Consider the following 24,166-nt stretch of genomic DNA (forward strand, 5'->3'; position numbering starts at 1 on the left):
GCGAAAGCATCCGGCAATCCTGCCCCATGACAGGCTATCTTAGTGTCTTGCGAACCGGATTACCCGGTTCTTCGGACGGTTGTGGCGCGAGTTTCAGGCCGGTGGGCCCGGTGGCGCGCGCCTTGGCGCCAGGATTCCGTTCCGGATCGAATACGACCGGAAGCGGGGAAATGGTCCGGCGGGCGAGGCAGATGCTCCGCCCGCCGGAGAACCGATTAGCGGCGGATGCCCAGACGGGCGATCAGCGCTGCGTAGCGCGCTTCGTCCTTGCGCTTGACATAGTCAAGCAGCGAACGGCGCGTGGACACCATGGTCAACAGCCCGCGGCGTGAATGGTTGTCCTTCTTGTTTTCCTTGAAGTGGCCGGTCAGGTTGTTGATCCGTTCGGTCAGAATGGCAACCTGGACTTCCGGTGACCCGGTGTCGCCGGGCTTCGTGGCGTATTCTTCGATCAGCGCAGCCTTGCGCTCAGCAGTAATCGACATCGTGGATCCTTTCAGTAGGGATGAATATGGCGCCCGCTGCCGGGATGTCGTCCAGCAAGGGCCTCGAAGTGTCATGACGGACAAACCGTCAATAACGGCTGGGCTATAGGCCAATTGAAGCCAAAATGAAAGGGAAATGTGCTGCGCACTGCCGCTGGCCATGTGCCAGGTCCGGCCAGGCGATGGCGGCAAGCCCGCGGCGGACCGCGGATGCGTGCCTTTCAGCAGCCATGCTTGATATAGGCATCGGGCACGGCCTCGATCCAGGCCACGGAACCGGCCTCCTCGCCCGAGATGTAAGGACCGTCGGCGACACAGTAGAAGCCGTCGCGGAAGCCGTCGACATCGGACGTGTTGAGCACCCGCGTCCCGGCACCACCGCCAACCATCGGCCCGCCGAGGTCGATCAGCTGCCGCTTGGCATCGGCACGGCTCTTCGTGCATCCGAGGATGATGTACCAGCCGCAGCCTTGCGCATCGAAACCAGGCGTCTGTGCGCTGGCGGGCAGTACCTGGGCTGCAAGTGCGCCGACGGACAGGCCGGCGATGACGGTGGCAATGGAAATTGATTTCATGGCCGGCTCCCCCGAGGCCGGATACCGCCGGCCCGATCATGGCTCAAGACACGCTCAGGTGAGCAGTTTGCAACAGGGGATTGTCCGGCGCAAGGTGCGGCTCAGGACTTGAACACCCGGCGGGGGCGGAACTCGCCGCCGGCGACTTCACCGATCGAGAGCAACTGGCCGCGAACGAAGGCGCAGGCATCATCGGTGGCGACAGGGGCGTCGCGGCCGCGGAGGATAATCGGATTGCCCATGCGGATGCGGTGGGCCTGGTCCTCGCTGACATCGATGCGCGGCAGCATGCCCAAGGCTTCGCCGGCGGGCACCAGATAGGCATCGAGCCTGGCAAGGCGCTCGGCATCGTCCTCGATTTCCTCAAGTGCGATGAGATCGGCGAGCGGCACCATGGCGTCTTCGGAGAACGGGGCAACCATCGTGCGGCGCAAGGCCGAAACATGGCCGTAGCAGCCAAGCTGGCGGCCGAAATCACGGGCCAGTGCGCGGACATAGGTGCCCTTGCCGCATTCGACCTCGAACACGGCATGATCGGCATCGGGGCAGCCCAGCAGCGTGATGCGGTGGATCTCGACCTCGCGGGCGGGAATCTCGACCACCTCGCCGTCGCGGGCCATGTCGTAGGCGCGTTCGCCGGCAATCTTGACAGCGGAAAAGGCAGGTGGAACCTGTTCGATGACGCCGGTATAGGCCGGCAGGATCGCCTCGATCGCATCGCGGTCGGGACGCGTGTCGGAGCTTGCCGTCACCTCGCCCTCGAGATCGTCGGTGTTGCGCTCCTGCCCCCATGCGACGGTGAATTCGTAGATCTTGCGGCCATCCATGACGTAGGGAACCGTCTTCGTGGCGTCGCCCAGCGCGATCGGCAACATGCCCGACGCCAGCGGATCGAGCGTGCCGGCGTGACCGGCCTTTTCAGCCTTGAACAGCCATTTGATCTTGGAAACAGCCTCGGTGGAACCAAAATCCCACGGCTTGTCGAGAACCAGCCATCCGGAAATCGGCCGGCCCTTCTTCTTGCCACGACGACCCATCTCAGGCGTTCCCTTCGCCTTCGGAATCGGGGCTTTCCGCCGTCTCTTCCGCAGTCTCATTGTGGTCGAGATCGCGGGCGACTTCGGGCGAGCGCAGGAGCGCATCGATCTTGGAGTAATTCTCGAAGCTGGTGTCGTCTCGGAAACGAAGCTCGGGAATGTTGCGCATCTGGCGCAGATCCGGCGACACGCGGCCGCGGATGAAGCGGGCGTTCTTGTTGAGTGCCGCAATCGTTTCGGCGTGATCATCGACCCCCAGCGGGGTGACATAGGCGGTGGCAACCGTCAGATCCGGGGACATGCGCACTTCGGTGACAGAGATGAGCGTGTTGGAAAGGATCGGATCGCGGATTTCTCCACGCTGCAAGACCTGGGTGATGGCAGCGCGGACCTGTTCGCCGACGCGCAGCATACGCTGGGAAGGAGCCGAGGAGGATGACTTTGGCATGGTGTTCCAACCGAAATTGCGGGCCCAACGGCCCGAGGCAACGCAAGATGGATGGCGACCCGGCGCCTGGAGCGCCGGGTTCTATCCGATCAAAGCGTGCGTGTGACGTGCTCGACGCGGAAGCACTCGATGACATCGCCTGCGCGGATGTCTTCGTAGTTCTCGAAGGCCATACCGCATTCCTGGCCGCCGTTGACTTCGGCAACTTCGTCCTTGAAGCGCTTCAATGTCTTGAGCTTGCCTTCGTGGATGACAACGTTGTCGCGGATCAGGCGGACGCCTGCGCCACGTTCGACCTTGCCTTCGGTAACACGGCAACCGGCGACCTTGCCGACCTTGGTGATGTTGAACACCTCGAGGATCTCGGCATTGCCGAGGAAGGTCTCGCGGCGTTCCGGCGACAGCATGCCCGACATCGCTGCCTTCACGTCATCCACCAGATCGTAGATGATGTTGTAGTAGCGGATCTCGACGCCATCGCGTTCAGCCGCATCGCGCGCCTGCTTGTTGGCGCGGACGTTGAAGCCGATGATCGCGGCGCCCGAAGCTTCGGCCAGCGAGATATCGGATTCGGTGATCGCACCGGCACCGGAATGGATGATCCGGGCGCGGACTTCGTCGGTCCCGAGCTTCTCGATGGCACCGGCAATGGCTTCGATCGAACCCTGCACGTCGCCCTTGACCAGCAGCGGGAATTCCTGGCTGCCGGTATCCTGCAGCTGGGTCATCATCTGCTCGAGCGAACCACGTGTTCCGCTCTGGCGCGCAGCCGCCTTGTCGCGGGCAAGCCGCTGACGGTATTCGGCGATTTCACGGGCCCGTGCTTCATTCTCGACCACTGCAAAGCGGTCACCGGCCTGCGGCGTACCCTGAAGGCCCAAGATTTCGACCGGGAATGCCGGTCCGGCTTCCTTGACCTGTTCGCCACGGTCATTGACCAGGGCGCGCACACGGCCCCACTGATCGCCGGCCACGAGGATTTCGCCCGGACGGAGCGTACCGGTCTGAACCAGCACGGTTGCGACCGAGCCGCGGCCGCGGTCGAGCTTGGCCTCGATCACAACGCCTTCGGCGGTACGATCCGGATTGGCCTTGAGATCAAGAAGCTCTGCCTGAAGCAGGATCGCGTCGAGCAGCTTGTCGAGGTTGAGCTGCTTGGTTGCCGAGACCTCGACGTCGAGAACCTCACCACCCATGCTTTCAACAAAGACCTCGTGCTGCAGCAGGTCGGTCCGGACCTTCTGGGCATCGGCGGTTGGCTTGTCGATCTTGTTGATCGCGACGATGATCGGAACGCCGGCAGCCTTGGCATGATTGATCGATTCAATCGTCTGCGGCATCACGGCGTCATCGGCAGCAACCACCAGAATGGCAATGTCGGTGGCCTGTGCGCCACGGGCACGCATCGCGGTAAAGGCGGCATGGCCCGGGGTGTCGATGAAGGTGATCAGCTGACCGTTCTTCTCGACCTGGTAGGCACCGATATGCTGGGTGATGCCACCGGCTTCACCCGAAACCACATTGGCGTCGCGGATCGCGTCGAGCAGCGAGGTCTTGCCGTGGTCAACGTGACCCATGATGGTAACCACCGGAGGCCGGGAAACCATCTCGCCACCTTCGTCCTCGACATTGAAAATGCCAAGTTCGACGTCGGATTCGGACACGCGCTTGACGGTGTGGCCGAATTCGCCGGCAATCAGTTCCGCAAGGTCGGCGTCAATGACGTCGCCCGGCTTCATCATCTGGCCTTCCTTCATCAGGTACTTGATCACATCGACTGACCGTTCGGCCATACGCTGCGAGAGTTCCTGGATGGTGATGGTTTCAGGCAACTGAACCTCACGCATGACCTTTTCACGCGGTTCCTGCGCCATCGAGCGGCGCATCTTTTCCTGACGGCGACGCATGGCCGACAGCGAGCGTCCGCGCGAATTGCCGTCATCATTGAGAGCGGCGGTCAGGGTCAGCTTGCCACGGCGGCGGTCTTCTTCCGCCTTCGGACGGGCAGGCTTGGCCGTTTCGGGGCGAACCACCTTCGCACCCGGACGTGCCGGGCCACCGGGACGGGCAGCGCCGCCGGTGCGTGAAGGCGCTTCATCCGCTTCGTTTTCACGACGGCGGTTGCGAGAAGTTTCCTCGGCAGCGGGCGGGACAGCTTCAGCCGGTGCGTTGGCTGCCGCTTCCTTGGCGGCAAGCGCTTCCGCTTCGGCTTCCTTGGCAAGACGGGCGTCTTCTATGGCCTGGAGGCGGGCTTTTTCAGCCTCCTCTACAGCGCGACGGGCATCTTCCTCGGCGCGGCGCTTGGCTTCTTCCTCAGCGCGCTTGCGTTCCTCGATATCGCGGACACGGCTGTCCTGCAAAGCGCGGCGGCGAGCCTCGACTTCGCTTGCGGAGAGCTGGTTGAGCACGGCACCGCGTGGCGCAGGCTTTGCAGCCGGTGCGCGCGGTGAGGCTGCAGCCGCCTTGGCAGCCGGCGCCGGGGCGCTCGGGGCGGCCTTGGGCGCTGCTGCAGCAGGCGCTGCCTCAACAGGTTTTTCGGCAGCCGGCGCAGGGCGCGGCTTGAGGGTTACCGGCGGTACCGGTTTTTCATCCTCGGGGCGGTTGATGCGGCGCTTGCGCGTCTCCACCACCACCGCCTTGGTGCGGCCACGGCCCATCTCCTGGCGAACCATCCCCTGTTCCACAGAGGGGCGCTTCAGCGAGAAGGTCTTCTTGCCGGTAACACTGATTGTCTTGTCGTCGTTGCTGTCGCTCATTCCGTATCCGTTTCCGCGGGAAACCGCATCGCACCCGTGCACGCCGGCTCCTTGATCGATCGCCTCCGGGGTTTTATCCCCAGTAGCCCGTATTCAGCCCGGCCCCGCATCGGGACCGTTCCTGTAGCGCGCAAGCATCTTTGCGCGCTTCACTACACCCTCACCGGCCTGCCCTGCAAGCGCGGCGGCATGGATAAAAGCGCCATCGCCCAAAGCGAGCGCCAATTCGTCGGCCGAAAACAGCCGAAAGACGGGTATCTCCGCCTCTGTGACTCCCATGGCCCGCGCCGTATTGGCCTGGCGCAATTTGCGTACGCCATCGTCAGCCGCATCCGTCGCATGCATCAGCGCCAGTGCGGAGCCGGAGCGGATGGCATCATCCACCTTACCAGATCCGGAGATGAACTGACCTGATTTTCGCGCCAGGTTCATCATACCGAAAAGGCTGTCGCACAGCAGCCGGTCAACCATACCACCCAAATCGGGATCGGTGGTCACTTCCGTCTTCAGCGCCCGGCCGAAAAGCTTGCGCTTGACCGCCTGGTCAACCATCGACCGCTCCGCCGTCACCCAGCAGCCACGCCCCGGAAGGGCGTGACGCAAATCGGGAACCACGGCCCCGTCAGGTCCGGCAACAAACCGGATCAGATCTTCGGGCTGGCCACGCTCCCTGGTCACTATGCACATCCGGTCGTTCACGGGCTCGATCCTGACCTTCACTGCAATGCCTCCGGAAACGCCGGGCCTCAGGCCTCTTCGCCGCCGGCTTCGACTTCGACTTCGCCTTCAGCTGCAACTTCAGCCTCGGCTGCCTCGTCTTCCTCGGCTTCCTCGGCGACCAGTTCATCTTCGGTGATCCAGCCAACAGCGAGACGTGCCTGCAGGATCATCTGTTCGGCTTCGGCACGCGTGGTGTCGAGACCGCTGAACAGGCCTTCAAAGCGCTTGGTTTCACCATCCTTGCGTTCCGACCAGCCGGTCAGGTCATCAACCGCGCAACCGGCAAAATCCTCGACGGTCTTGATGCCGTCGCCACCGAGCGCAACCATCATCTGCGTGGTCATGCCGGGAACGGAGCGCAACTCGTCCTCAACGCCCAGCTCCTTGCGCTTGGCGTCGAGTTCGGCCTCGACCTTGTCGAGATATTCGCGGGCGCGGGTCTGCAGCTCGTTGGCTGTTTCCTCGTCGAAGCCCTCGATCGCGGTGATTTCACCAAGATCGACGTAAGCGACTTCCTCAACCTGGCTGAAGCCTTCGGAGGCGAGCACCTGGCCGACCATTTCGTCGACATCGAGTGCTTCCATGAACAGGGCCGTACGCTCGTTGAATTCCTTCTGACGGCGCTGGCTTTCCTCTTCCTCGGTGAGAATGTCGATATCCCAACCGGTCAGCTGCGAGGCAAGGCGGACGTTCTGGCCGCGACGGCCGATGGCCAACGACAGCTGTTCGTCCGGCACAACGACCTCGATGCGCTCGGCGTCTTCATCAAGCACCACCTTGGCCACTTCGGCCGGCTGCAGCGCGTTGACGATGAAGCTCGCAGGCGACGGCGACCAGGGAATGATGTCGATCTTCTCACCCTGCAATTCGCCAACGACGGCCTGCACGCGGCTGCCGCGCATACCAACGCAGGCACCGACAGGATCGATGGAGGAATCGTTGGAGATCACGGCGATCTTGGCGCGGCTGCCCGGATCGCGGGCAACGGAGCGGATCTCGATGATGCCGTCGTAGATTTCCGGCACTTCCATCTGGAACAGCTTGACCATGAACTGCGGATGGGTGCGCGACAGGAAGATCTGCGGGCCGCGCTGTTCGCGACGGACATCGTAGACATAGGCCCGGACGCGGTCGCCATAGCGGAAAGCTTCGCGCGGAATGGTTTCATCGCGGCGGATGATGCCTTCGCCACGGCCGAGGTCAACAATGACATTGCCGTATTCGACGCGCTTGACGGTGCCGTTGACGATCTCGCCGATGCGGTCCTTGAATTCATCGAACTGCCGGTCACGCTCGGCTTCACGGACCTTCTGCACGATGACCTGCTTGGCTGACTGGGCGGCGATGCGGCCAAAATCCATCGGCGGCAGCGGATCGGCAATGAAATCGCCGAGCTGCGCATCAGGGTTGCGGTCGCGGGCCAGGGCCAGCGGGATCTGCAGGGAGTAGTCTTCGGCGTGATCAACGACTTCCAGCAGGCGCTGTAGGCGGATTTCGCCGGTCTTGGCATTGATGTCGGCGCGGATGTTGGATTCCGATCCGTAGCGCGAGCGTGCAGCTTTCTGGATGGCATCAGCCATGGCGGCGATGACGATCTCGCGGTCAATGGACTTCTCGCGCGCGACCGCGTCGGCGATCTGAAGAAGCTCAAGCCTGTTTGCACTGACTGCCATGTCTGTCTCCATATGTCGGGCCGCGGCTGGCGGCCCTGCTCTGGTTTGGGTCCATCAGACGGACCGGATCAAAGGCACCCCGAGGGGCGTTCTCAAATTTCGTTCAACCCCGATCAGGCCGGATCGCCGGCTTCAGGGTCTTCCGGGGGTTCCCCGGCTTCGTTTTCGTTGGCCACCTGCGCGGCTTTCGCAACCTTGTCGGCGCGCAGCGATTCGCGGATCAGTTCGTCGGTCAGCACCAGCTTGGCCTCGGCAAGTGCCGAGAACGGGATGACCGCCAGGTTCTCTTCGCCATAGGCCGGCTGGTCGCGCTCGACCGAGAAGCCGGTATCGGTGACATCACGGATGTAGCCACGGAACCGCTTGCGGCCGTTGATCAGCACCGACGCGTCACAGCGGGCGAGATGGCCTTCCCAGCGGACGAAATCGGATTTCCGGACCAGCGGACGGTCAATGCCGGGTGACGAGACTTCCAGATGATACGCCTTCTCGACCGGGTCCTCAACATCGAGCACCGGCGAGATCGCGCGGGAAACCGCCTCGCAATCCTCGACACTCATGGTGCCGTCATTGCGCTCGGCCATGATCTGCACAGTCAAGCCATTCTGGCCCGACTGGCGAACCCGCACCAGACGCATGCCCAGAGCTTCGATTACCGGCTCGACAATTTCGGCAATGCGCGCGTCAACGCCGGTCTCGGTAACCAGTCTCTCGTCATTGGGCATTGCGGCTTCGTCTGTCATCGGGACCGTGTCCTGGCTGCTGCATGCACCCGCAAACCTCTCGGAAGATTCAGGGGCCAAACATGCAGCACATTGAAAGTGCTACAGCGTCCTATGTGCGCCCTGCCTGAGGTAACGCGCGCTGCAATGGTTCAACTGATCGTCTGGCAACAAAAAAGAGCGGGTCCTCGCGGGCCCACCCTTGTTCATAACGATCAAGAATTTGAAAGCTATATAGACCCATTTGGCCGCTTCGGCAAGGGAATTCCCGCTTTCCACAACGGGGGGCGCCGATGCAGGCTGCCGCACATCGGCCCGGACGTTAGCCCAGGCGCTCGAATTCCAGGTAGCAGGGCGTGCGGCCCTCGCGGATCGCCTTGGCCTCGTAGCGGGTCCCGGGCCAGCCCTCCCACGGCTCACGCCAGTCCGATGCCTTGCGGGCGGTCCATTCGAACCCGGGGTGGGCTGCGATGTGGTTGAGCGTCCAGTTGACGTAAGTGTCGATGTCGGACGCGAAGCAGAAGCGCCCGCCGGGCTTGAGCACACGGGCAAAGCGATCGAGATTGAGCCTGGAAACGAAACGGCGCTTCCAGTGCTTCTTCTTCGGCCAGGGGTCGGGATAGAGCAGATCGATATGGTCGAGACAGGCGTCGGGCAACCAGTCGAGCACCCGCGTGGCGTCGTCGTCATAAAGCCGGATATTCTGCAGCCCTTCGTTTTCCACGCCCGCCAGCAGCTTGGCCATGGAATTGATGAAAGGTTCAACGCCGATAAAGCCGGTATCCGGTGCGTTGCGGGCCCGGTGAAGCAGATGCTCACCACCGCCAAAGCCGATTTCCAGCCTTGTCGACGAGACCGGAACCGGCCAAAGCGCCGCAAGCGGGTCGGGCGGGGGCGACGACAGATCAAGCTTCAGAACAGGCAGAAGCGCCGACAGCGCCTCGGCCTGCGGAGCCTTGAGGGATTTACCCTTGCGGCGACCGTAGAAAGCCTCGGTCGCCCGGCTGCGCCTTTGCGGGGTGGTCATTGGATAGCCCAACCTGACAGAGAGCTTCAGCCCTTGAGGGCTTCCTTGAGCGGCTTGACCAGGTCAAGCTTCTCCCACGAGAACGAGCCGTCACGGCCGGCCTTGCGGCCGAAATGGCCATAGGCCGCGGTGCGCGCATAGATCGGCTTGTTGAGATCGAGATGCGTGCGGATACCGCGTGGCGTCAGGTCCATGACCTTGGGCAGCGCCGCTTCCAGCGCAGCTTCCGACACCTTGCCGGTGTCATGGAAGTTGACGTTGATCGAAAGCGGCTGGGCAACGCCGATGGCGTAGGCCAGCTGAATGGTGCAGCGGTCGGCGAAACCGGCGGCAATGGCGTTCTTGGCCAGGTAGCGCGCGGCGTAGGCCGCGGACCGGTCAACCTTGGTGGTGTCCTTGCCGGAGAATGCGCCGCCGCCATGCGGTGCCGCGCCACCATAGGTATCAACGATGATCTTGCGGCCGGTCAGGCCTGCATCGCCATCGGGACCACCGATTTCGAACTTGCCGGTGGGGTTGATGTACCACTTGCAATCGTCGGCAATCTTGAGGCCGGTAAGGGCTTCGCGGATATAGGGTTCCACGACCTGGCGTACCTTGGCCGAATCCCAGCTTCCGTCGAGATGCTGGGTGGAGAGCACGATGGACACGACTTCCGATGGCTTGCCATCGACATAGCGCACGGTGACCTGGCTCTTGGCATCAGGACCGAGCTTGCCGACGTCGCCCTCGCCCTTGTGGCGGGCAGCGGCGAGCAATTCGAGGATCTTGTGGCTGTAATAGATCGGCGCCGGCATCAGCTCCGGGGTCTCGTTGCAGGCGTAACCGAACATGATGCCCTGGTCGCCGGCGCCTTCGGAACCCTGATGGTCTGCCGCGTTGTCCACGCCTTGCGCGATGTGGGCTGACTGGAAATGCAGCAACACCTCGACCTTGGCGGTTTTCCAGTGAAACCCGTCCTGCTCGTAGCCGATCGACTTGATGGCCTTGCGTGCAGCGGATTTGAACTTGGCCGGATTGATGACTTCCTTGCCGTTCTTGTCGAGCTTGACCAGCGATGGCGGCACCCGGACTTCACCGGCGATCACGACGCGGTTGGTGGTCGCCAGCGTTTCGCAGGCAACGCGCACGCTCCACGGGTCAACACCGGTCTTCTTAGCCTCGCGATAGACCAGATCGACGATCTCGTCCGAAATGCGGTCGCACACCTTGTCGGGGTGACCTTCGGAAACGGATTCACTGGTGAAAAGGAAAGTCGAGCGCTCCATAGCGGGCTCCATCAGATTGAAGTGGTGGAGAACGTTTAGTGGCAACGCACGATTCTGACAAGGTCAGAATGACATAAATATATCTTGATATGATTAGATGAACACGTCAAACCAAAGAACAACCGCAGCGTTGCTTCGGGTTGCGCTGGCTGCAAAAGCGCCGCGCCCGCACTCGTCGAGCACGGCACGCGGCGCTGTTACGCCTGATAACCCACCCAGCCCCAGCCTGGGCCGGAAACAAGGTCGGTCAGTCGGTTTCCGGCTCGGAAGCCAGCGACTTGACCAGATCCACCAGCTTGCGCCGGACCTTGGGGTCAGGGATCTTGATGAAGGCGCGGTTGAGCTGCAGTCCTTCGGACGAAGACAGGAAGTCGACCACGTAGTTCGAGCTATTGGCCTCGGCCATTCCTGGCTGGGCCGTTGACGGATCGCCCGGCGCATCTTCGAAGAAGAAACTGACCGGAACATTCAGAATGGTCGAAATATTTTGCAGGCGGCTCGCACCAACGCGGTTCGTGCCCTTTTCGTATTTCTGGATCTGCTGGAAGGTGATGCCTAACGCCTCGCCCAGCTTCTCCTGGCTCATACCCAGCATGGTCCGCCGAAGACGGATCCGGCTGCCGACATGGATGTCGATCGGATTGGGCTTTTTCTTGTTTTCAATCATTCTTTCGTCCTGACAAGAGCCGAAGCTCTATGGTTGATTTATCCCGCTTTGATTGCAGTTCAAAAAAGGCCGGAAGCACCCGGCCTGCTAATCCGTGATCAAGACGGAAAATGGGTTGACGAAAACAACTATGCTATTTTGGGGGTTTTGCGTCAATCAAACCGTTGCTTTTTACTTTTACGAGCAACGAGCGCCGTCAACACCATTATGACGATAATCAATCCAAAGTTAAATCGCCTAATTCTTATAAGCGAAAACTGGTCGGAGCGCGGAGGCAGTTCAACGTCAAAAACACCGGCCTCGCCAAGCGGCAGACTGCCGACAATTCGGCCCCCGGAATCAACCACGGCAGAGATCCCGTTGTTGGCTGCGCGGACAAGCGGAAGACGCGTCTCGACAGCCCGCACCTGGGCCTGGCGCAGGTGCTGATAAGGACCAGGCGTGATGCCGTACCAGGCGTCATTGGTAAGGTTGAGCAGCAGATTTCCCCTGCCCTCGGGCACGACGGACAGATCCGGGAAAATGGCCTCGTAGCAGATCAGCGGCACAGCGCCCAGCCCGCCCGGCAAGGTCAGCATTCCGCGCCGGTCAGCGGCGGAAAAGCCACCGAATGTTTCGGCCACCGGTGTCAGGCCGAAGCGCCGCAACAGGGCCTCGAATGGCAGATACTCGCCAAAGGGAACCAGATGCGCCTTGTCGGCGGAACCGATGATCTGCCCCTCATCGTCAATCACGTAGATCGTGTTGTAGTAGCGCTGCGGTGCGCCGCCCGCACCGTCCTCGAAGCGGACGGCACCGGTGATCAGCGTCTGGCCGACCTGCAGCATGTCGGCGATGCGTGACAGGGCGCCGGGGTTCTCGGTGAGCAGGAACGGCAGCGCAGTCTCGGGCCAGACGATATGGGTGGGGCGCGGCTGCCCCTCGCGCGGCGCGACTGCGCTGAATGCGAGCAGGCGCGAGAATATCCGCTCGCGCTCGGCCATGTCCCACTTCGCCGATTGATCGATAGCCGGCTGCACAATCCGGATTACGGCTGCGGACGGTTCGGTCCTGGCACTGTCGAGCCGGTGAAGTGCAAACCAGCCATAGCCGGCATGGGCGGAAAACAGCAGCAGCGCCGCGACCATGCCTGCAACAGCGCCACGCCGGGTGCCGACCAGGGCGGGCGCGGAAAACACGAACACGGTGAGGGCCGACATGCCGAATATGCCGACAAGCTCGACGGACTGCATCATCAGCGGCGCAGGCATGGCGGCATAGCCGATGGCATTCCAGGGAAAGCCGGTCATGACAAAGCTGCGGGCCCACTCGACCAGCCCGAAAGCCGCGCCTAGCGCCGCGATGCGACCGATGCCGTCCGACCACAGCAGCCAGGCAACCGATGTCGCAAGACCGTAGAACAGCGCCAGCACAGCGGGCAGGCCAAACACCGCGAGCGGCAATGCCCAGGCGAAGCCATTGGCATCGACCAGCAACGCATTGCCCAGCCACCAAAGGCCGGCCACGAAATAGCCGAAGCCAAACCACCAGCCGGTGGCAAAGGCAGGGCGCATGCGGCCAAGCAGACCGCGCTCCGCCGAACCGCTGGCACCATCCAGCAGCCAGACGAGGACAGGAAAGGAGATGAACAGAACGGCAAAGAAATTGAACGGCGGCAAGGCCAGCACAGACAACGCACCGGCGGCGAAAGCCAGGAGCAGGCGCTTGACGCCCCAGCTCAACATGATGGATTCAGCGATCCGTTCCAAACCCGGTCTACTCCCAGCCAACAAGGATACGGCTTGTCCGATGCGTTCCGGGCAAGCGAATCAATTGCCGCATCCTTTCAAAAAACCACGGCAATGTCCGTTGCTGCCAGCGGCTTTTTTGGACCGGACGCCGCTCGCGCCAATTCCGGCAGACTTCGAGCAGTATCCGGGATCAGTTCACAGGGACGGGCGGACCCGGCAACCTCAAGCGGCGCTTGCATCGCCGGGATCGGTGTTTTTCTTTGAGGTCGCTTCGCCACGGGTGAGACGCCGGCGCGGCGCCTGGCGTTTCCGGATGATGCGGACACGTTTGACGCGGCGCGGATCGGCATCCATCACATGAAACTCGAAACCGGGCAGCGCCTGAACAACTTCGCCGCGAGCGGGGACGCGACCGAGCTCGGAGAAGATCAGTCCGCCGATGGTATCGACTTCCTCGCTTTGTTCGCGAATATCAAAATCCCTGCCGATTTCATCGGCGAGGTCTTCGAGCTCGGCCTTGGCGTCGACAACCCAGATGTCCTCACCGGTCTTGGTGATCAGGGTTTCGTCTTCATCGTCGTGTTCGTCGGCAATGTCACCGACGACCATTTCGACGATGTCCTCGAGCGAGACCAGGCCATCGGTTCCGCCATATTCATCAATTACCAGCGCCATCTGGATGCGGTTTGCCTGCATGCGCTGCATCAGGTCCGAGGCCAGCATCGAGGCCGGCACGAACAGCACCTTGCGGGTTATGCCCGATTCCTGCAGCGTCTTGCTCAGGTCAACGCGGGAGAGTTCCAGCGCATTGAGCGCATTCCGCTTCTGTATGGTGGCAGGGCTCTTCGACACCGACTTGCGCTTGGTGCGGGCCTGCTTGGTGATCCAGGCCAGGAGATCGCGGATATGGATCATGCCGCGCGGATCGTCGAGGTTTTCCGCATAGACCGGCATGCGCGAATGGCCGGATTCTTCAAATATCTCGAGCAGCCGGCCCAAAGTGGTCGTCTGATCCACGGCCTCGACATCGGCGCGCGGCACCATCACATCCTCCACGCGGACCTCGCGCAAACGCAGGATGTTGTGCAGCATGGCACGTTCATCGGGAGAGAACGCTTCATACAGCTCGCCACCGGACTGCAACGCGTCGGTCAGATCCTCGCGGATGGATTCGCGGTCGGACGGCGGAAACATCGCCCGCACCAGGCGGTGCCACAACCCCATGCCGTTGCGTTCGTCCTGATGGATATCAGCACTGTCCGCACGCACCGGCACGGGAAGATAACTGGGGGTTTCTTCGGTGGATGAAGCGCTCGAAGCGCTTTGCGCGTCTCCGGTCGGGGCCGGGGCATTGCTCTCTGTCATCATCTCTTCAATGTCAAACCGGCTCAGTATCGCCGTAAGGGTCAGATAGGCCAAGCGAGGCCAAAATGCGAGTCTCGATCGCTTCCATTCTCTCCGCATCGCTGTTTTCGATGTGATCGTAGCCGAAAAGATGAAGAAATCCGTGCACGACGAGGTGCGTGATATGGTCGTCAACCGGCTTGCCGAGTTCAACGGCTTCGCGTTCGATCGTCTCGCGGGCCAGAATGATGTCGCCGAGCATCGGGCCCGGCTGGCCGCCCGGCACCAGCGGAAACGCCGGAAACGACAGGACATTTGTTGGCTTGGGCTGATTGCGCCACTGGCTGTTGATGTCGGCCATCATCGCATCATCGGCGAGAACAAGCGACACTTCCGGCGGCGTTTGCGGGAAAGGCTGGGCTTCCAGCTCCGCCAGATCGCGCACGGCTGCCTCAAGCGCCACCTCGGCCAACGCCTCGGTCGCCGCGCCATCGCCCCACTCCCCGGCCTCGACGGCAAGCGCCAGGCTGACTGCCGGGTGAACACTCATGCGTCGCCATCGGCCTTGGGGTAAATCCGCTTGTCGTAAGCCTCGACAATGCGCTGCACCAGCGGGTGACGCACCACATCGACGCCACGGAAGCGGCAGGTGACGACGCCATCGACGCCCTCAAGAATGGACAGCGCCTCGACAAGGCCGGAAGTAACGCCGCGCGGAAGGTCGACCTGGCTCGGGTCACCGGTGATGATCATGCGCGAGTTCTCGCCCAGACGGGTGAGAAACATCTTCATCTGCATCTGCGTGGTGTTTTGCGCCTCGTCCAGGATGACCGCCGCATTGGCGAGCGTCCGGCCGCGCATGAAGGCCAGCGGGGCGATCTCGATGACACCCGCCGTCAGCGCGCGTTCAACCTTGTCACCCGGCATCATGTCATAAAGCGCATCGTAGAGCGGGCGCAGGTAAGGATCGACCTTCTCTTTCATGTCGCCGGGCAGAAAGCCCAGACGCTCGCCCGCCTCGACAGCGGGACGCGACAGGATGATGCGTTCGACAGAACCGCGCTCAAGCAGTTGCGCGGCGTGGGCGACAGCGAGATAGGTCTTGCCGGTACCTGCGGGACCGACGCCGAAGACCAGTTCCGAGCGCTCCATGGCGCGCATATAGGCATCCTGGGTCGGGGTCCGGGCGATAACGGTCTTCTTGCGTGTGGAGATCTGCGCCAGCGTCATCTTTCCCTTGCGTTCAAGCGTCGGCAATACGAGCTGATCGTCCGCGGCAAGCGCCATGCGGATCGCGCCCTCGACGTCGGAGCTCTCAACGCTGGCGCCCTTGAGCAGCCGGTCATAGAGATAATCCAGCGCCCGCCGGGCCTGATTGGTGGCAATTTCCTCACCACGCAGGGTGACCGTGTTGCCACGGGCCCGGGCGTCGATTTTCAGTTTTTGCTCGAGAAGCGCCAAGTTCTGGTCAAACTGGCCAAAAAGCTCACTGGCGAGACGGTTGTTTTCAAAGGTGAGCGCGAGGTGGGTCGCGTCCGACGCGCCCGATCCGGGCGTCGCAGCTTCTGTCGGGGACAGGTGCTCAGCTGTCAAACGATCTGGCTCCAAAAATGCACTGAACGGTCATTCCACAGGCTCCGCGAAAAGACCGGTCGTGCCGGGTTGCGTGATTCTCACCCTGACAATGTCACCGATTTTCCCAAGCTTTGCATCAACTATTACCGGCTGCAGCCAAGGAGACCGGCCAATTAGCTGGTCAGTGTTGCGTCCGGGTTTCTCCAGCAACAGATCGACCACCTTTCCGACACATTCTCGGCCAAAGGCCCGGGTCTGCTCGTTGATGAGATCCTGGAGACGTGCCAGGCGTTCGGTCTTGACCGCCTCATCGACCTGATCGTCCATATCCGCACCCGGCGTACCCGGCCGGATCGAGTATTTGAACGTGAAGGCAGAGGCATATCTGACCTCGCGCACGAGCCGCATGGTGTCTTCGAAATCCGCATCGGTTTCGCCGGGGAACCCGACGATGAAATCACCCGAGAGAGCGATATCCGGACGGGCGGCACGGATGCGTTCGACCAGCTTGACGTATTCGGCGGCGGTATGGCGGCGGTTCATGGCCTTGAGAATCCGGTCTGAACCCGACTGCACCGGCAGATGCAGATACGGCATGAGCTTGGGCAGATCCCGATGCGCCTCGATCAGCGCATCGTCCATGTCGCGCGGATGGCTGGTGGTGTAGCGAATGCGCTCGATGCCCTCGATCGCCGCAAGGCGACGGACCAGTTCGCCCAGTCCCCATTCGCGGCCATCAGCGCCCTTGCCGTGCCAGGCATTGACGTTCTGGCCCAGAAGCGTGATCTCGCGAACACCGGCCTCGGCCAGCCGTTCGGCCTCACCGAGGATCCGGTCGACGGGGCGGGAGACCTCGGCGCCGCGGGTATAGGGCACCACGCAGAAGGTGCAGAACTTGTCGCAACCTTCCTGAACGGTGAGGAACGCTGCCACGCCACGGGCGCGAATGGCCTTTTCCGGCGCATCGGGCAGGCCGTCGAACTTGTCTTCGGCGGGAAACTCGGTTTCCACGACGCTTTCACCCTTGCGCGCCCTGGCAAGGGCCTCAGGCAGGCGATGATAGGTTTGCGGGCCGATGACAACATCGACCACCGGAGCGCGGCGGATGATTTCCTGGCCTTCGGCCTGGGCAACGCAACCGGCGACGGCAACCATCAGATCTCCGCCATCGGCATTGCGCTGTTTCTTCAGCTTGGCCAGCCTGCCGAGCTGCGAATAGACCTTCTCGGCTGCCTTTTCGCGGATGTGGCAGGTGTTGATCAGGATCAGGTCGGCTGCCTCGACCGTATCGACAGCCTGATAGCCGTCGCGCGCCAGCGCGTCGCCCATGCGCTCGCTGTCATAGACGTTCATCTGGCAGCCATAGGTCTTGACGAAGACCTTCCTTGGCTGGTCTCCGGTTTGCGCGCCAGCTTCTGCTTGAAGAGCTGCATCAGGTGTGAGGGTTGCTTGTGTCATGCGGGGCTTTTAGCGACAAAATCACGGCTTGAAAATGGCCATTCAGCCATTGAGTTTGCCGCGAAGCGCGGCATTGAGACCTTCACGCACGCGGGCCTCGACCAGCCGGGCGGTTTTCTTGCGGTCCGTGGCTGCATCAAACGGGATGGCATCGCTGAATACCACCTCGACATCAAGCGCGCCGTCGCGGATGACGCGCAGCATATGCGGCCCCAGAGCCACGTCTCCCGGCCAGCCGGCAACAGGCCGGTGGTAGCGCCCCATCGGCATTCCGTGAATGCCGGTATAGGCAATCGAGACCGGCTGGATATGGACTCTGCCTTCAGGGGCAAACGGCAACGCGGCACTGGCCGCGCCGAACAGCGAGGAATTGAACGGCATCACCCGGTTGCCGTCGGATGTGGTTCCCTCGGCGAACAGCACGACCACCTCCCCCGACAGAAGACGGCGGGAGACTTCGGATATCTGATCGCCGGTCTTGCGCCGGACCTCGCGCTCGACAAACACCGAGCGCTGCAGCCGCGCCAGCCAGCCCAGCACCGGCCAGGTACGGACTTCGGACTTGGCGATGAAGACCACGTCGGCAACCGATCCGAGAACGAGAATATCCTTCCAGGACACATGATTGGCGACCAGCAGCAATGGCCGTTCTTGCGACAGGCTTCCGTTGACGCACACCTTGAGCCCGATGATCCGGCACATCACCCGGTGCCACCAGCGCGGCAGCCGCTGCATGACAGAATGGCCAATTCCAAGCGCAATGAGTTGCACCGGCAGCAGCGCCAGCGTCAGGGCCAGAAAGGCCGCGAAGACGAAGGCAATGCGCAAGGCAGCGATCATTGCAGGACCGGCAGGGCTGAAAGACAGGTAATTTCCGGCATAAAGGCGCTATTTCTTGTCGGGCTTGATGGGAATTCCATAGAGTTCCAGCCGGTGATCGACCAGCCGGAAACCATGTTCACGGGCAATGCGCTCCTGCAGCGCCTCGATCTCCGGGGAATGGAATTCGATCACCTGGCCGGTGCGCAGATCGATGAGATGATCGTGATGCTCTTCGGGCACGGTTTCATAGCGCGAGCGGCCATCGCGGAAATCATGCCGCTCGATGATGCCGATATCCTCGAACAGCTTGACCGTGCGGTAGACGGTGGACATGGAAATCCGCGGATCGACCAGCACGGAACGCCGGTGCAACTCCTCGACATCGGGATGATCGTCGGCGCCATCGAGTACGCGCGCGATTATGCGGCGTTGCTCGGTCATCCGCATACCGCGCTCTGCGCATCTGTCTTCAAGGGATTTCTGCTCGTCCATCGCCTGCCCCGCCGGTTGATGTGGTGAGGTTATGCCGGCGATACCTTAGCCGACGATACCCTGCGGACTAGCGAAGATCGCAGCGCATGACAAGCGCCGTCGTGCCCGGTCCGCCTTCCTGTGCATAATAGGCGCGCCGCTCTCCGACCTGAACGAAGTTGAGCTTTCGGTACATCTGAACCGCCGCCGTGTTGGTTTCGTCGACTTCGAGAAACATTTCCCCGGCGCCGCGGCGCTTGGCTTCCTTCATCGCGCTGAGCATCAAGCGCCAACCCAAACCGCTGCGGCGCTGCTTTGGCGAGATGCCGATCGACAGGATCTCGGCCTCGCCGGCCGCTTCCCGGCTGAGTACGAAACCGGCGGCTGCATCACGGGCGCGGCCTTCCGGACAGGCAAGGAAACCAAAGACGGATTGCTGCGAGATCAGGCTTTCGAACTCGCCATCGCCCCAGGCGCGGGCAAAGGCCTGGCCATGAATGCGCGAGGCCGTGCGTGCATCCTGCATCTCGATGGACAGAATCAGGCATTCCGGCTGGCGCGAGAAGAAGTTGAAGGCCATCAGCTCACAGCCTGGTGCGGAAGCACAAAACCAGCCTGTGGCTTGGCGTCGGCATCGCGAAGGTAGCGCGGCTCGGCAGGGTTCGTTTCGGGATCAAGGCTTGCTGCGAGACGCGCCACATCCTCGATTGCAGGGGCCGCGAAATCACCGGCGACACGGGAAGCAAGAGCCGGACTGATCCGGGCCAGCAGGGCTGCACCGCTGCCGGAGATGGCGCAACCGCGATCCAGCGCCAGCGCTGCAGCGGCCTCGGGCATCATCTCCGCACCGGGCACGAGAAGGCCGCCTTCGGCATCGACGATCAATGCCCAGACGTGATCGCGCCGGGCATCGAGCACCGCCATGACGGATTGTCCCAGCTGACGTGCAGCGGGCAGTGCGATGGCTTCCAGCGATCCGACACCGACGACGGGAACAGCCAATGCAAGCGCCAGCCCGCGGCCAAAGGCGACACCGACGCGGATACCGGCAAAGGAGCCCGGGCCGATGGTGACGCCGATGCGCCCGGCCTGGGACAGATCCGCACCGGCATCATCCAGCACGGATTGAAGCACGGCCGGAAGCTGTTCGGCATGGCCGCGCCCTATGTCCGGACTGGCGGCGGCAAGAATCCGGTTCTCGCTGCCGCTGAAAAGCGCGACAGAACAAAACCTTGCGGAGCAATCAATGGCGAGTGTCAGCACCGGGCACATCCATGGCAACGGACCGCGCGGACAGCGCACGGTATCCTTTGCCGATGTTAATAGGCACAGCAGCAGGCGCGGTAAAGGCTGATCGGGTTAGACAGCTTCGACTTCGCGCACTTCCGGAACGAAATGCTTGAGCAGATTCTGGATGCCGTGCTTGAGCGTCGCGGTTGACGACGGGCATCCGGCGCAGGCGCCCTTCATGTGCAGGAACACCTTGCCGTCGCGGAAGCCGCGGAACGTGATGTCGCCGCCATCTTGAGCCACAGCAGGCCGGACCCGGGTTTCAAGCAGTTCCTTGATGGTGGCGACAATGGTCTCGTCGCCGGTTTCAAAGAATTCCTCGTCGGACACCGGAGAGCCGTCACCACCGGCCGCCATGATCGGCGCGCCCGACATGAAATGTTCCATGATGGTGCCGAGCACGGCAGGCTTGAGATGCTGCCAGTCAGGCCCATCCTTGGTGATGGTGATGAAGTCATAGCCGAAGAACACGCCGGTGACGCCCGGAATGGCGAACAGCTTGCCGGCAAGCGGCGACAGCATGGCTGCTTCTTCCGCATCACGGTAATCGGCGGTGCCCTGATCCATCACCACCTTGCCGGGAAGGAACTTCAGGGTCGCGGGATTGGGTGTGGATTCGGTCTGGATAAACATTATCGGTCTCCCTGCCTGGTGCATTGACCGGCCAGTTTAGAATTCTTCAAAACAAGATAAGCCTCGAGGGGCTCGCAATCAAGGGCCGATATGGCTCAACTCAACGCATCGATTTCGTCATCGGACAGCGCGTCGGGTATGACCGTGACCGGAATCGGGAAGGCGGCGCCGCGCCCGGCAATCGAGGCCACCAGCGGCCCGGGACCATCCTTGGCGGAACCTGCGGCCAGTACCAGGATCGCGATATCCTGGTCTTCCTCGATGACGGCGTGGATTTCATCGGTGGTCTTGCCCTGCCGGATCACCACTTCGGGATCGATTCCGATGATCTGGCGCATCTTCTCGCTGGCCTTGGCAAGCGTTGCCTCGGCCTCTTCCATCGCTTCGGCGCGCATGATTTCCTCGACACCGAGCCAATGTTGGAAGTCGCTGGGCTCGATCACATAGACCAGAACAAGCCCGCCGCCCGAATTGTAAGCACGCATACCTGCGTAGCGCATGGCGCGTTCGCATTCCGGCGTGTCGTCGATGACTGCGAGGAATTTGCGGCGGTGGCCGGCCTCGCGTGAACGTCTTCTTGATACCATGGGCGGGACAATGCCATCAGAGCGGGCTGTCCCGCAAGTGCGTTTTTGAGACTCCCGCCGACGCCCGTCTCAGGGTGCCCTCGCACGGACACCAGCCCTGAGACGAAGTCCTGCGGCCGGTTCTCAGACGAAGCCGATGATTTCGCGAACGTCGGCCATGGTCTTTTCGGCAATGACGTTGGCGCGGGCGCTGCCGTCCTTGAGAATGCCGTCAATGTGGCTCGGATCATCCATCAGCCGCTTCATTTCGGTGGTGATCGGCGCCAGCACGCTGACAGCAAGTTCGACCAGAGCCGGTTTGAACACCGAGAATTGCTGGCCGGCATATTCCTCAAGCACGTCCTTGCGGGTGCGGTCGCTGAGCGCCGCATAGATGCCCAAAAGGTTTTGTGCCTCGGGACGGCCTTCGAGCTCTTCAAGTGTCTCCGGCAGCGGAGCCGGATCGGTCTTGGCCTTGCGGATCTTCTTGGCGATGGTGTCTGCATCGTCGTCGAGGTTGATGCGCGAGAGATCGGACGGGTCGGATTTCGACATTTTCTTCGAGCCGTCGCGCAAGCTCATGACACGCGGTGCCGGGCCATCGATCAGCGGTTCGGTCATCGGGAAGTAGCCGGAAACCTTTTCCTCGCCGACCATCATCTCGACGCCGAGACCGGCCGCACGGATGCGGTCGGAGAAATCGATGTTGAATTTCTGGGCGATGTCGCGGGTCAGTTCCAAGTGCTGCTTCTGATCCTCGCCGACCGGCACATGGGTCGCGCGATAGAGAAGAATATCGGCGGCCATCAGGCTCGGGTAGGCGAGCAGGCCGAGCGAGGCGTTTTCGCGGTCCTTGCCGGCCTTGTCCTTGAACTGGGTCATCCGGTTCATCCAGCCGATGCGGGCGACGCAGTTGAAGATCCAGGCAAGTTGCGCATGGCCGGGAACGGCGGACTGGTTGAAGACGATGTGCTTGACCGGATCGATGCCCGAAGCAATGAAGGCGGCAGCGATGGAGCGGGTCTGCCCCTTCAGATCCTCGTGGACAAGCTGGGCGGTGATCGAGTGCATGTCGACCACACAGAAGATGCAATCATGCTGCTCCTGAAGTGCCACGAACTTGCGAATGGCGCCGAGATAATTGCCCAGGTGAAGATTGCCGGTGGGCTGAACGCCGGAGAAAACCAGTGGCTTGAAGGTCGCAGACATTGTGTACTCCCGCCGGGCTTGTGGAGGGCCCGGAATCCTCGTTGAAATCGGGCCGGGTTATGCGGCTGCAGCGGTGTGAGGTCAAGGGCTATCGGATGCGACCCGGCCTCAGGCCTTCTTGCGGCGTTTGAGCAGCCGGGCGAATTCACGCCGGTCGAGTGCTCCGGTGACGAAGGCAAAGCCGAAATAGACCAGCGCAGCCACGCCGACCGTGACGATCACCGAAACAAGCCGGACCAGAAGCGAAGCGTCGAGCAGCAGATGCGGGAAGCTGGCCTCGACCCACCACAGCAGTGCCCCCATCAGCGCCGCGCCGGCAACGACAAGCACGATCCGGCGGATGGTGATGGCCGCGGGCCGGAACAGGTTGCGCGCCACGAGCTGCTGGCCGAGATACAACGCCGATAGCCAGCCGGCGAGACTGGTGGCGATCGCCAGCCCCATCACCCCGAGCCGTGGAAACAGGATGAGGCTGCCTGAGATGTTGATGACGACCGATATGGCCGACGCCCACAGCGGGGTGCGCATGTCTTCACGGGCATAGAAAACCGGCGTGAATATCTTGGTCAGCACGAAGGCCGGCAAGCCGATGGAAAAAGCCGCCAGCACTGAAGAGGTGACAAGGGTGGTTTCGCGGGTGAACGCGCCGCGTTCAAACACCAGGGCAATGATCGGCTCGGGCAGCAGGGCCAGACCGAAGGCCGCGGGAACGGTGATCGCCATGCCGAACTCGAGGCTGCGGTTTTGCAGGTGCTGCGCTTCCTTCATGTCGCCCGCCCTGAGCGCGCGGGACAGCTCGGGCAGCAGGACGACACCGATGGCGATGCCGATGACGCCAAGCGGCAGCTGGTTGAGCCGGTCGGCGTAGTTGATGATGGCGATGGCGCCGGACTCGGCCGAAGCGATGATCTGGCCGACCAGCAGGTTGATCTGGGTGATGCCGCCGGTCACGGCTGCCGGCAAGGCCAGCCACAGCAGGCGCTTGACGGCAGGCGTCAGCCTTGGCCTGACCAGCCCGAGCGTGAATCCCTCGCGCCTGAGCGCCCAGACAAGCAGCCCCAACTGGAGTAGTCCCGACAGGGTGACTGACCAGCCCAGGACCTTGCCGATTTCAGGCGCAGAGAGGTTGACGTAGCCGGCGGCCAACAGGCCGCTGACCAGAACCACGTTGAGCAACACCGGAGCGAGTGCGGCAAGGAAATAGCGCCTCAGCGAATTGAGGATGCCCGCCAGCATCGCCACCAGGCTCATGGCGGCGAGATAGGGGAACATGACGCGTGCGAGCAGTACGGTAAGATCGAATTTCTCCGGATCCAACGCGAATTTGGGGGCGATGATGGTGCCGACCAGGAACGGCATGAAGACCATCGCCAGCGCAGACAGCACGAACAGAGACAGGAGAAGGACCGAGAGGACCTGTTCGGCGAATTTCCGCGCGGCTATCTGCCCGCCGCCCTCGATCTCCTTGGCAAACAGCGGCACGAAAGCCGCATTGAAGGCGCCTTCGGCAAACAGCCTGCGAAACAGGTTGGGGAAGCGGAAAGCGGCGTAGAATGCATCGGCCACCGGCCCCGCGCCGAGAAACGCCGCGATCATGGCTTCGCGGACGAAGCCCAGCACGCGGCTTGCCATGGTGGCGCCGCCGACGCTTGCAAATTTTCCGATCAGGCTCATGCGTCTGGTCTCATCA

General features: G+C 62.2%; 24 protein-coding genes. All 24 read right to left on the minus strand.

What is annotated here, in order from left to right:
• Positions 1–215: 215 nt before the first annotated feature.
• Positions 216–485, minus strand: a complete 270-nt coding sequence (rpsO, locus tag WNY80_RS08810; protein ID WP_152010753.1) for a 30S ribosomal protein S15 — start codon at positions 483–485, stop codon at positions 216–218.
• Positions 486–706: 221 nt separating this feature from the next.
• Positions 707–1,060: a hypothetical protein gene (locus WNY80_RS08815; RefSeq protein WP_342886999.1), complete on the minus strand. Its 354-nt coding sequence runs from the start codon at positions 1,058–1,060 to the stop codon at positions 707–709.
• 101 nt (positions 1,061–1,161) lie between these two features.
• A complete protein-coding gene (gene truB, locus WNY80_RS08820; protein WP_342887000.1) occupies positions 1,162–2,097 on the minus strand; it encodes a tRNA pseudouridine(55) synthase TruB in 936 nt (311 codons plus the stop codon).
• Position 2,098: 1 nt separating this feature from the next.
• Positions 2,099–2,545: a 30S ribosome-binding factor RbfA gene (gene rbfA, locus WNY80_RS08825; RefSeq protein WP_342887001.1), complete on the minus strand. Its 447-nt coding sequence runs from the start codon at positions 2,543–2,545 to the stop codon at positions 2,099–2,101.
• 89 nt (positions 2,546–2,634) lie between these two features.
• Complete coding sequence (infB, locus tag WNY80_RS08830; protein WP_342887002.1) at positions 2,635–5,301, minus strand: translation initiation factor IF-2; 2,667 nt, start codon at positions 5,299–5,301, stop codon at positions 2,635–2,637.
• 93 nt (positions 5,302–5,394) lie between these two features.
• The gene (locus WNY80_RS08835; protein WP_342887475.1) at positions 5,395–6,009 is read right to left on the minus strand and encodes an RNA-binding protein; all 615 of its coding nucleotides are present in this window, start codon (positions 6,007–6,009) and stop codon (positions 5,395–5,397) included.
• Between the two features lie 38 nt (positions 6,010–6,047).
• Positions 6,048–7,694, minus strand: coding sequence for a transcription termination factor NusA (gene nusA / locus WNY80_RS08840; protein WP_342887003.1), 1,647 nt, complete (start codon positions 7,692–7,694; stop codon positions 6,048–6,050).
• Between the two features lie 113 nt (positions 7,695–7,807).
• Positions 7,808–8,437, minus strand: coding sequence for a ribosome maturation factor RimP (gene rimP, locus WNY80_RS08845; RefSeq protein ID WP_342887004.1), 630 nt, complete (start codon positions 8,435–8,437; stop codon positions 7,808–7,810).
• Positions 8,438–8,738: 301 nt separating this feature from the next.
• A complete protein-coding gene (trmB, locus tag WNY80_RS08850) occupies positions 8,739–9,443 on the minus strand; it encodes a tRNA (guanosine(46)-N7)-methyltransferase TrmB (protein WP_342887005.1) in 705 nt (234 codons plus the stop codon).
• A gap of 26 nt (positions 9,444–9,469) precedes the next feature.
• A complete protein-coding gene (gene metK, locus WNY80_RS08855) occupies positions 9,470–10,711 on the minus strand; it encodes a methionine adenosyltransferase (RefSeq protein WP_342887006.1) in 1,242 nt (413 codons plus the stop codon).
• A 247-nt stretch (positions 10,712–10,958) separates the two neighbouring features.
• On the minus strand, positions 10,959–11,378 hold the full coding sequence (locus tag WNY80_RS08860) for a helix-turn-helix domain-containing protein (protein ID WP_342887007.1): 420 nt from the start codon (positions 11,376–11,378) through the stop codon (positions 10,959–10,961).
• A 152-nt stretch (positions 11,379–11,530) separates the two neighbouring features.
• Complete coding sequence (gene lnt, locus WNY80_RS08865) at positions 11,531–13,126, minus strand: apolipoprotein N-acyltransferase (RefSeq protein ID WP_342887008.1); 1,596 nt, start codon at positions 13,124–13,126, stop codon at positions 11,531–11,533.
• Between the two features lie 204 nt (positions 13,127–13,330).
• Positions 13,331–14,473 carry a hemolysin family protein gene (locus WNY80_RS08870; protein ID WP_342887009.1) on the minus strand — a complete coding sequence of 381 codons (1,143 nt, stop codon included), beginning with the start codon at positions 14,471–14,473 and terminating at the stop codon, positions 13,331–13,333.
• Between the two features lie 13 nt (positions 14,474–14,486).
• Complete coding sequence (gene ybeY, locus WNY80_RS08875; RefSeq protein WP_342887010.1) at positions 14,487–15,002, minus strand: rRNA maturation RNase YbeY; 516 nt, start codon at positions 15,000–15,002, stop codon at positions 14,487–14,489.
• Positions 14,999–16,045, minus strand: coding sequence for a PhoH family protein (locus tag WNY80_RS08880; protein WP_342887011.1), 1,047 nt, complete (start codon positions 16,043–16,045; stop codon positions 14,999–15,001). Before WNY80_RS08880 ends, ybeY begins: the two co-directional genes overlap by 4 nt.
• Before the next feature lie 30 nt (positions 16,046–16,075).
• Positions 16,076–17,485: a tRNA (N6-isopentenyl adenosine(37)-C2)-methylthiotransferase MiaB gene (gene miaB / locus WNY80_RS08885; RefSeq protein ID WP_342887012.1), complete on the minus strand. Its 1,410-nt coding sequence runs from the start codon at positions 17,483–17,485 to the stop codon at positions 16,076–16,078.
• Between the two features lie 42 nt (positions 17,486–17,527).
• Positions 17,528–18,325, minus strand: coding sequence for a lysophospholipid acyltransferase family protein (locus tag WNY80_RS08890; RefSeq protein ID WP_342887013.1), 798 nt, complete (start codon positions 18,323–18,325; stop codon positions 17,528–17,530).
• Between the two features lie 48 nt (positions 18,326–18,373).
• Positions 18,374–18,799 (minus strand): Fur family transcriptional regulator, encoded by a 426-nt coding sequence (locus WNY80_RS08895; RefSeq protein WP_342887014.1) that lies wholly within the window; start codon positions 18,797–18,799, stop codon positions 18,374–18,376.
• 67 nt (positions 18,800–18,866) lie between these two features.
• Positions 18,867–19,358 carry a GNAT family N-acetyltransferase gene (locus WNY80_RS08900; protein ID WP_342887015.1) on the minus strand — a complete coding sequence of 164 codons (492 nt, stop codon included), beginning with the start codon at positions 19,356–19,358 and terminating at the stop codon, positions 18,867–18,869.
• The gene (gene tsaB / locus WNY80_RS08905; protein WP_342887016.1) at positions 19,358–20,041 is read right to left on the minus strand and encodes a tRNA (adenosine(37)-N6)-threonylcarbamoyltransferase complex dimerization subunit type 1 TsaB; all 684 of its coding nucleotides are present in this window, start codon (positions 20,039–20,041) and stop codon (positions 19,358–19,360) included. The genes WNY80_RS08900 and tsaB overlap by 1 nt, the downstream gene beginning before the upstream one ends.
• A gap of 96 nt (positions 20,042–20,137) precedes the next feature.
• Entirely contained in the window at positions 20,138–20,701 is a 564-nt protein-coding gene (locus WNY80_RS08910) for a NifU family protein (protein ID WP_342887017.1), read from the minus strand.
• Between the two features lie 95 nt (positions 20,702–20,796).
• Positions 20,797–21,288: a universal stress protein gene (locus WNY80_RS08915; protein ID WP_342887018.1), complete on the minus strand. Its 492-nt coding sequence runs from the start codon at positions 21,286–21,288 to the stop codon at positions 20,797–20,799.
• Between the two features lie 123 nt (positions 21,289–21,411).
• Positions 21,412–22,476 (minus strand): tryptophan--tRNA ligase, encoded by a 1,065-nt coding sequence (gene trpS, locus WNY80_RS08920; protein ID WP_342887019.1) that lies wholly within the window; start codon positions 22,474–22,476, stop codon positions 21,412–21,414.
• 108 nt (positions 22,477–22,584) lie between these two features.
• Positions 22,585–24,150 carry a murein biosynthesis integral membrane protein MurJ gene (gene murJ / locus WNY80_RS08925; RefSeq protein ID WP_342887020.1) on the minus strand — a complete coding sequence of 522 codons (1,566 nt, stop codon included), beginning with the start codon at positions 24,148–24,150 and terminating at the stop codon, positions 22,585–22,587.
• Between the last annotated feature and the right edge of the window lie 16 nt (positions 24,151–24,166).

This window comes from Hoeflea sp. AS16 (assembly GCF_038900095.1).
GTDB lineage: Bacteria > Pseudomonadota > Alphaproteobacteria > Rhizobiales > Rhizobiaceae > Hoeflea.

Excerpts from the sequence above, each read along its gene's own strand:
- rpsO (WP_152010753.1), bottom strand. The coding sequence starts at position 485 with ATGTCGATTACTGCTGAGCGCAAGGCTGCGCTGATCGAAGAATACGCC.
- WNY80_RS08815 (WP_342886999.1), bottom strand. The coding sequence starts at position 1,060 with ATGAAATCAATTTCCATTGCCACCGTCATCGCCGGCCTGTCCGTCGGC.
- truB (WP_342887000.1), bottom strand. The coding sequence starts at position 2,097 with ATGGGTCGTCGTGGCAAGAAGAAGGGCCGGCCGATTTCCGGATGGCTG.
- rbfA (WP_342887001.1), bottom strand. The coding sequence starts at position 2,545 with ATGCCAAAGTCATCCTCCTCGGCTCCTTCCCAGCGTATGCTGCGCGTC.
- infB (WP_342887002.1), bottom strand. The coding sequence starts at position 5,301 with ATGAGCGACAGCAACGACGACAAGACAATCAGTGTTACCGGCAAGAAG.
- nusA (WP_342887003.1), bottom strand. The coding sequence starts at position 7,694 with ATGGCAGTCAGTGCAAACAGGCTTGAGCTTCTTCAGATCGCCGACGCG.
- rimP (WP_342887004.1), bottom strand. The coding sequence starts at position 8,437 with ATGACAGACGAAGCCGCAATGCCCAATGACGAGAGACTGGTTACCGAG.
- trmB (WP_342887005.1), bottom strand. The coding sequence starts at position 9,443 with ATGACCACCCCGCAAAGGCGCAGCCGGGCGACCGAGGCTTTCTACGGT.
- metK (WP_342887006.1), bottom strand. The coding sequence starts at position 10,711 with ATGGAGCGCTCGACTTTCCTTTTCACCAGTGAATCCGTTTCCGAAGGT.
- WNY80_RS08860 (WP_342887007.1), bottom strand. The coding sequence starts at position 11,378 with ATGATTGAAAACAAGAAAAAGCCCAATCCGATCGACATCCATGTCGGC.
- WNY80_RS08870 (WP_342887009.1), bottom strand. The coding sequence starts at position 14,473 with ATGACAGAGAGCAATGCCCCGGCCCCGACCGGAGACGCGCAAAGCGCT.
- ybeY (WP_342887010.1), bottom strand. The coding sequence starts at position 15,002 with ATGAGTGTTCACCCGGCAGTCAGCCTGGCGCTTGCCGTCGAGGCCGGG.
- miaB (WP_342887012.1), bottom strand. The coding sequence starts at position 17,485 with ATGACACAAGCAACCCTCACACCTGATGCAGCTCTTCAAGCAGAAGCT.
- WNY80_RS08890 (WP_342887013.1), bottom strand. The coding sequence starts at position 18,325 with ATGATCGCTGCCTTGCGCATTGCCTTCGTCTTCGCGGCCTTTCTGGCC.
- WNY80_RS08895 (WP_342887014.1), bottom strand. The coding sequence starts at position 18,799 with ATGGACGAGCAGAAATCCCTTGAAGACAGATGCGCAGAGCGCGGTATG.
- WNY80_RS08900 (WP_342887015.1), bottom strand. The coding sequence starts at position 19,358 with ATGGCCTTCAACTTCTTCTCGCGCCAGCCGGAATGCCTGATTCTGTCC.
- WNY80_RS08910 (WP_342887017.1), bottom strand. The coding sequence starts at position 20,701 with ATGTTTATCCAGACCGAATCCACACCCAATCCCGCGACCCTGAAGTTC.
- WNY80_RS08915 (WP_342887018.1), bottom strand. The coding sequence starts at position 21,288 with ATGGTATCAAGAAGACGTTCACGCGAGGCCGGCCACCGCCGCAAATTC.
- trpS (WP_342887019.1), bottom strand. The coding sequence starts at position 22,476 with ATGTCTGCGACCTTCAAGCCACTGGTTTTCTCCGGCGTTCAGCCCACC.
- murJ (WP_342887020.1), bottom strand. The coding sequence starts at position 24,150 with ATGAGCCTGATCGGAAAATTTGCAAGCGTCGGCGGCGCCACCATGGCA.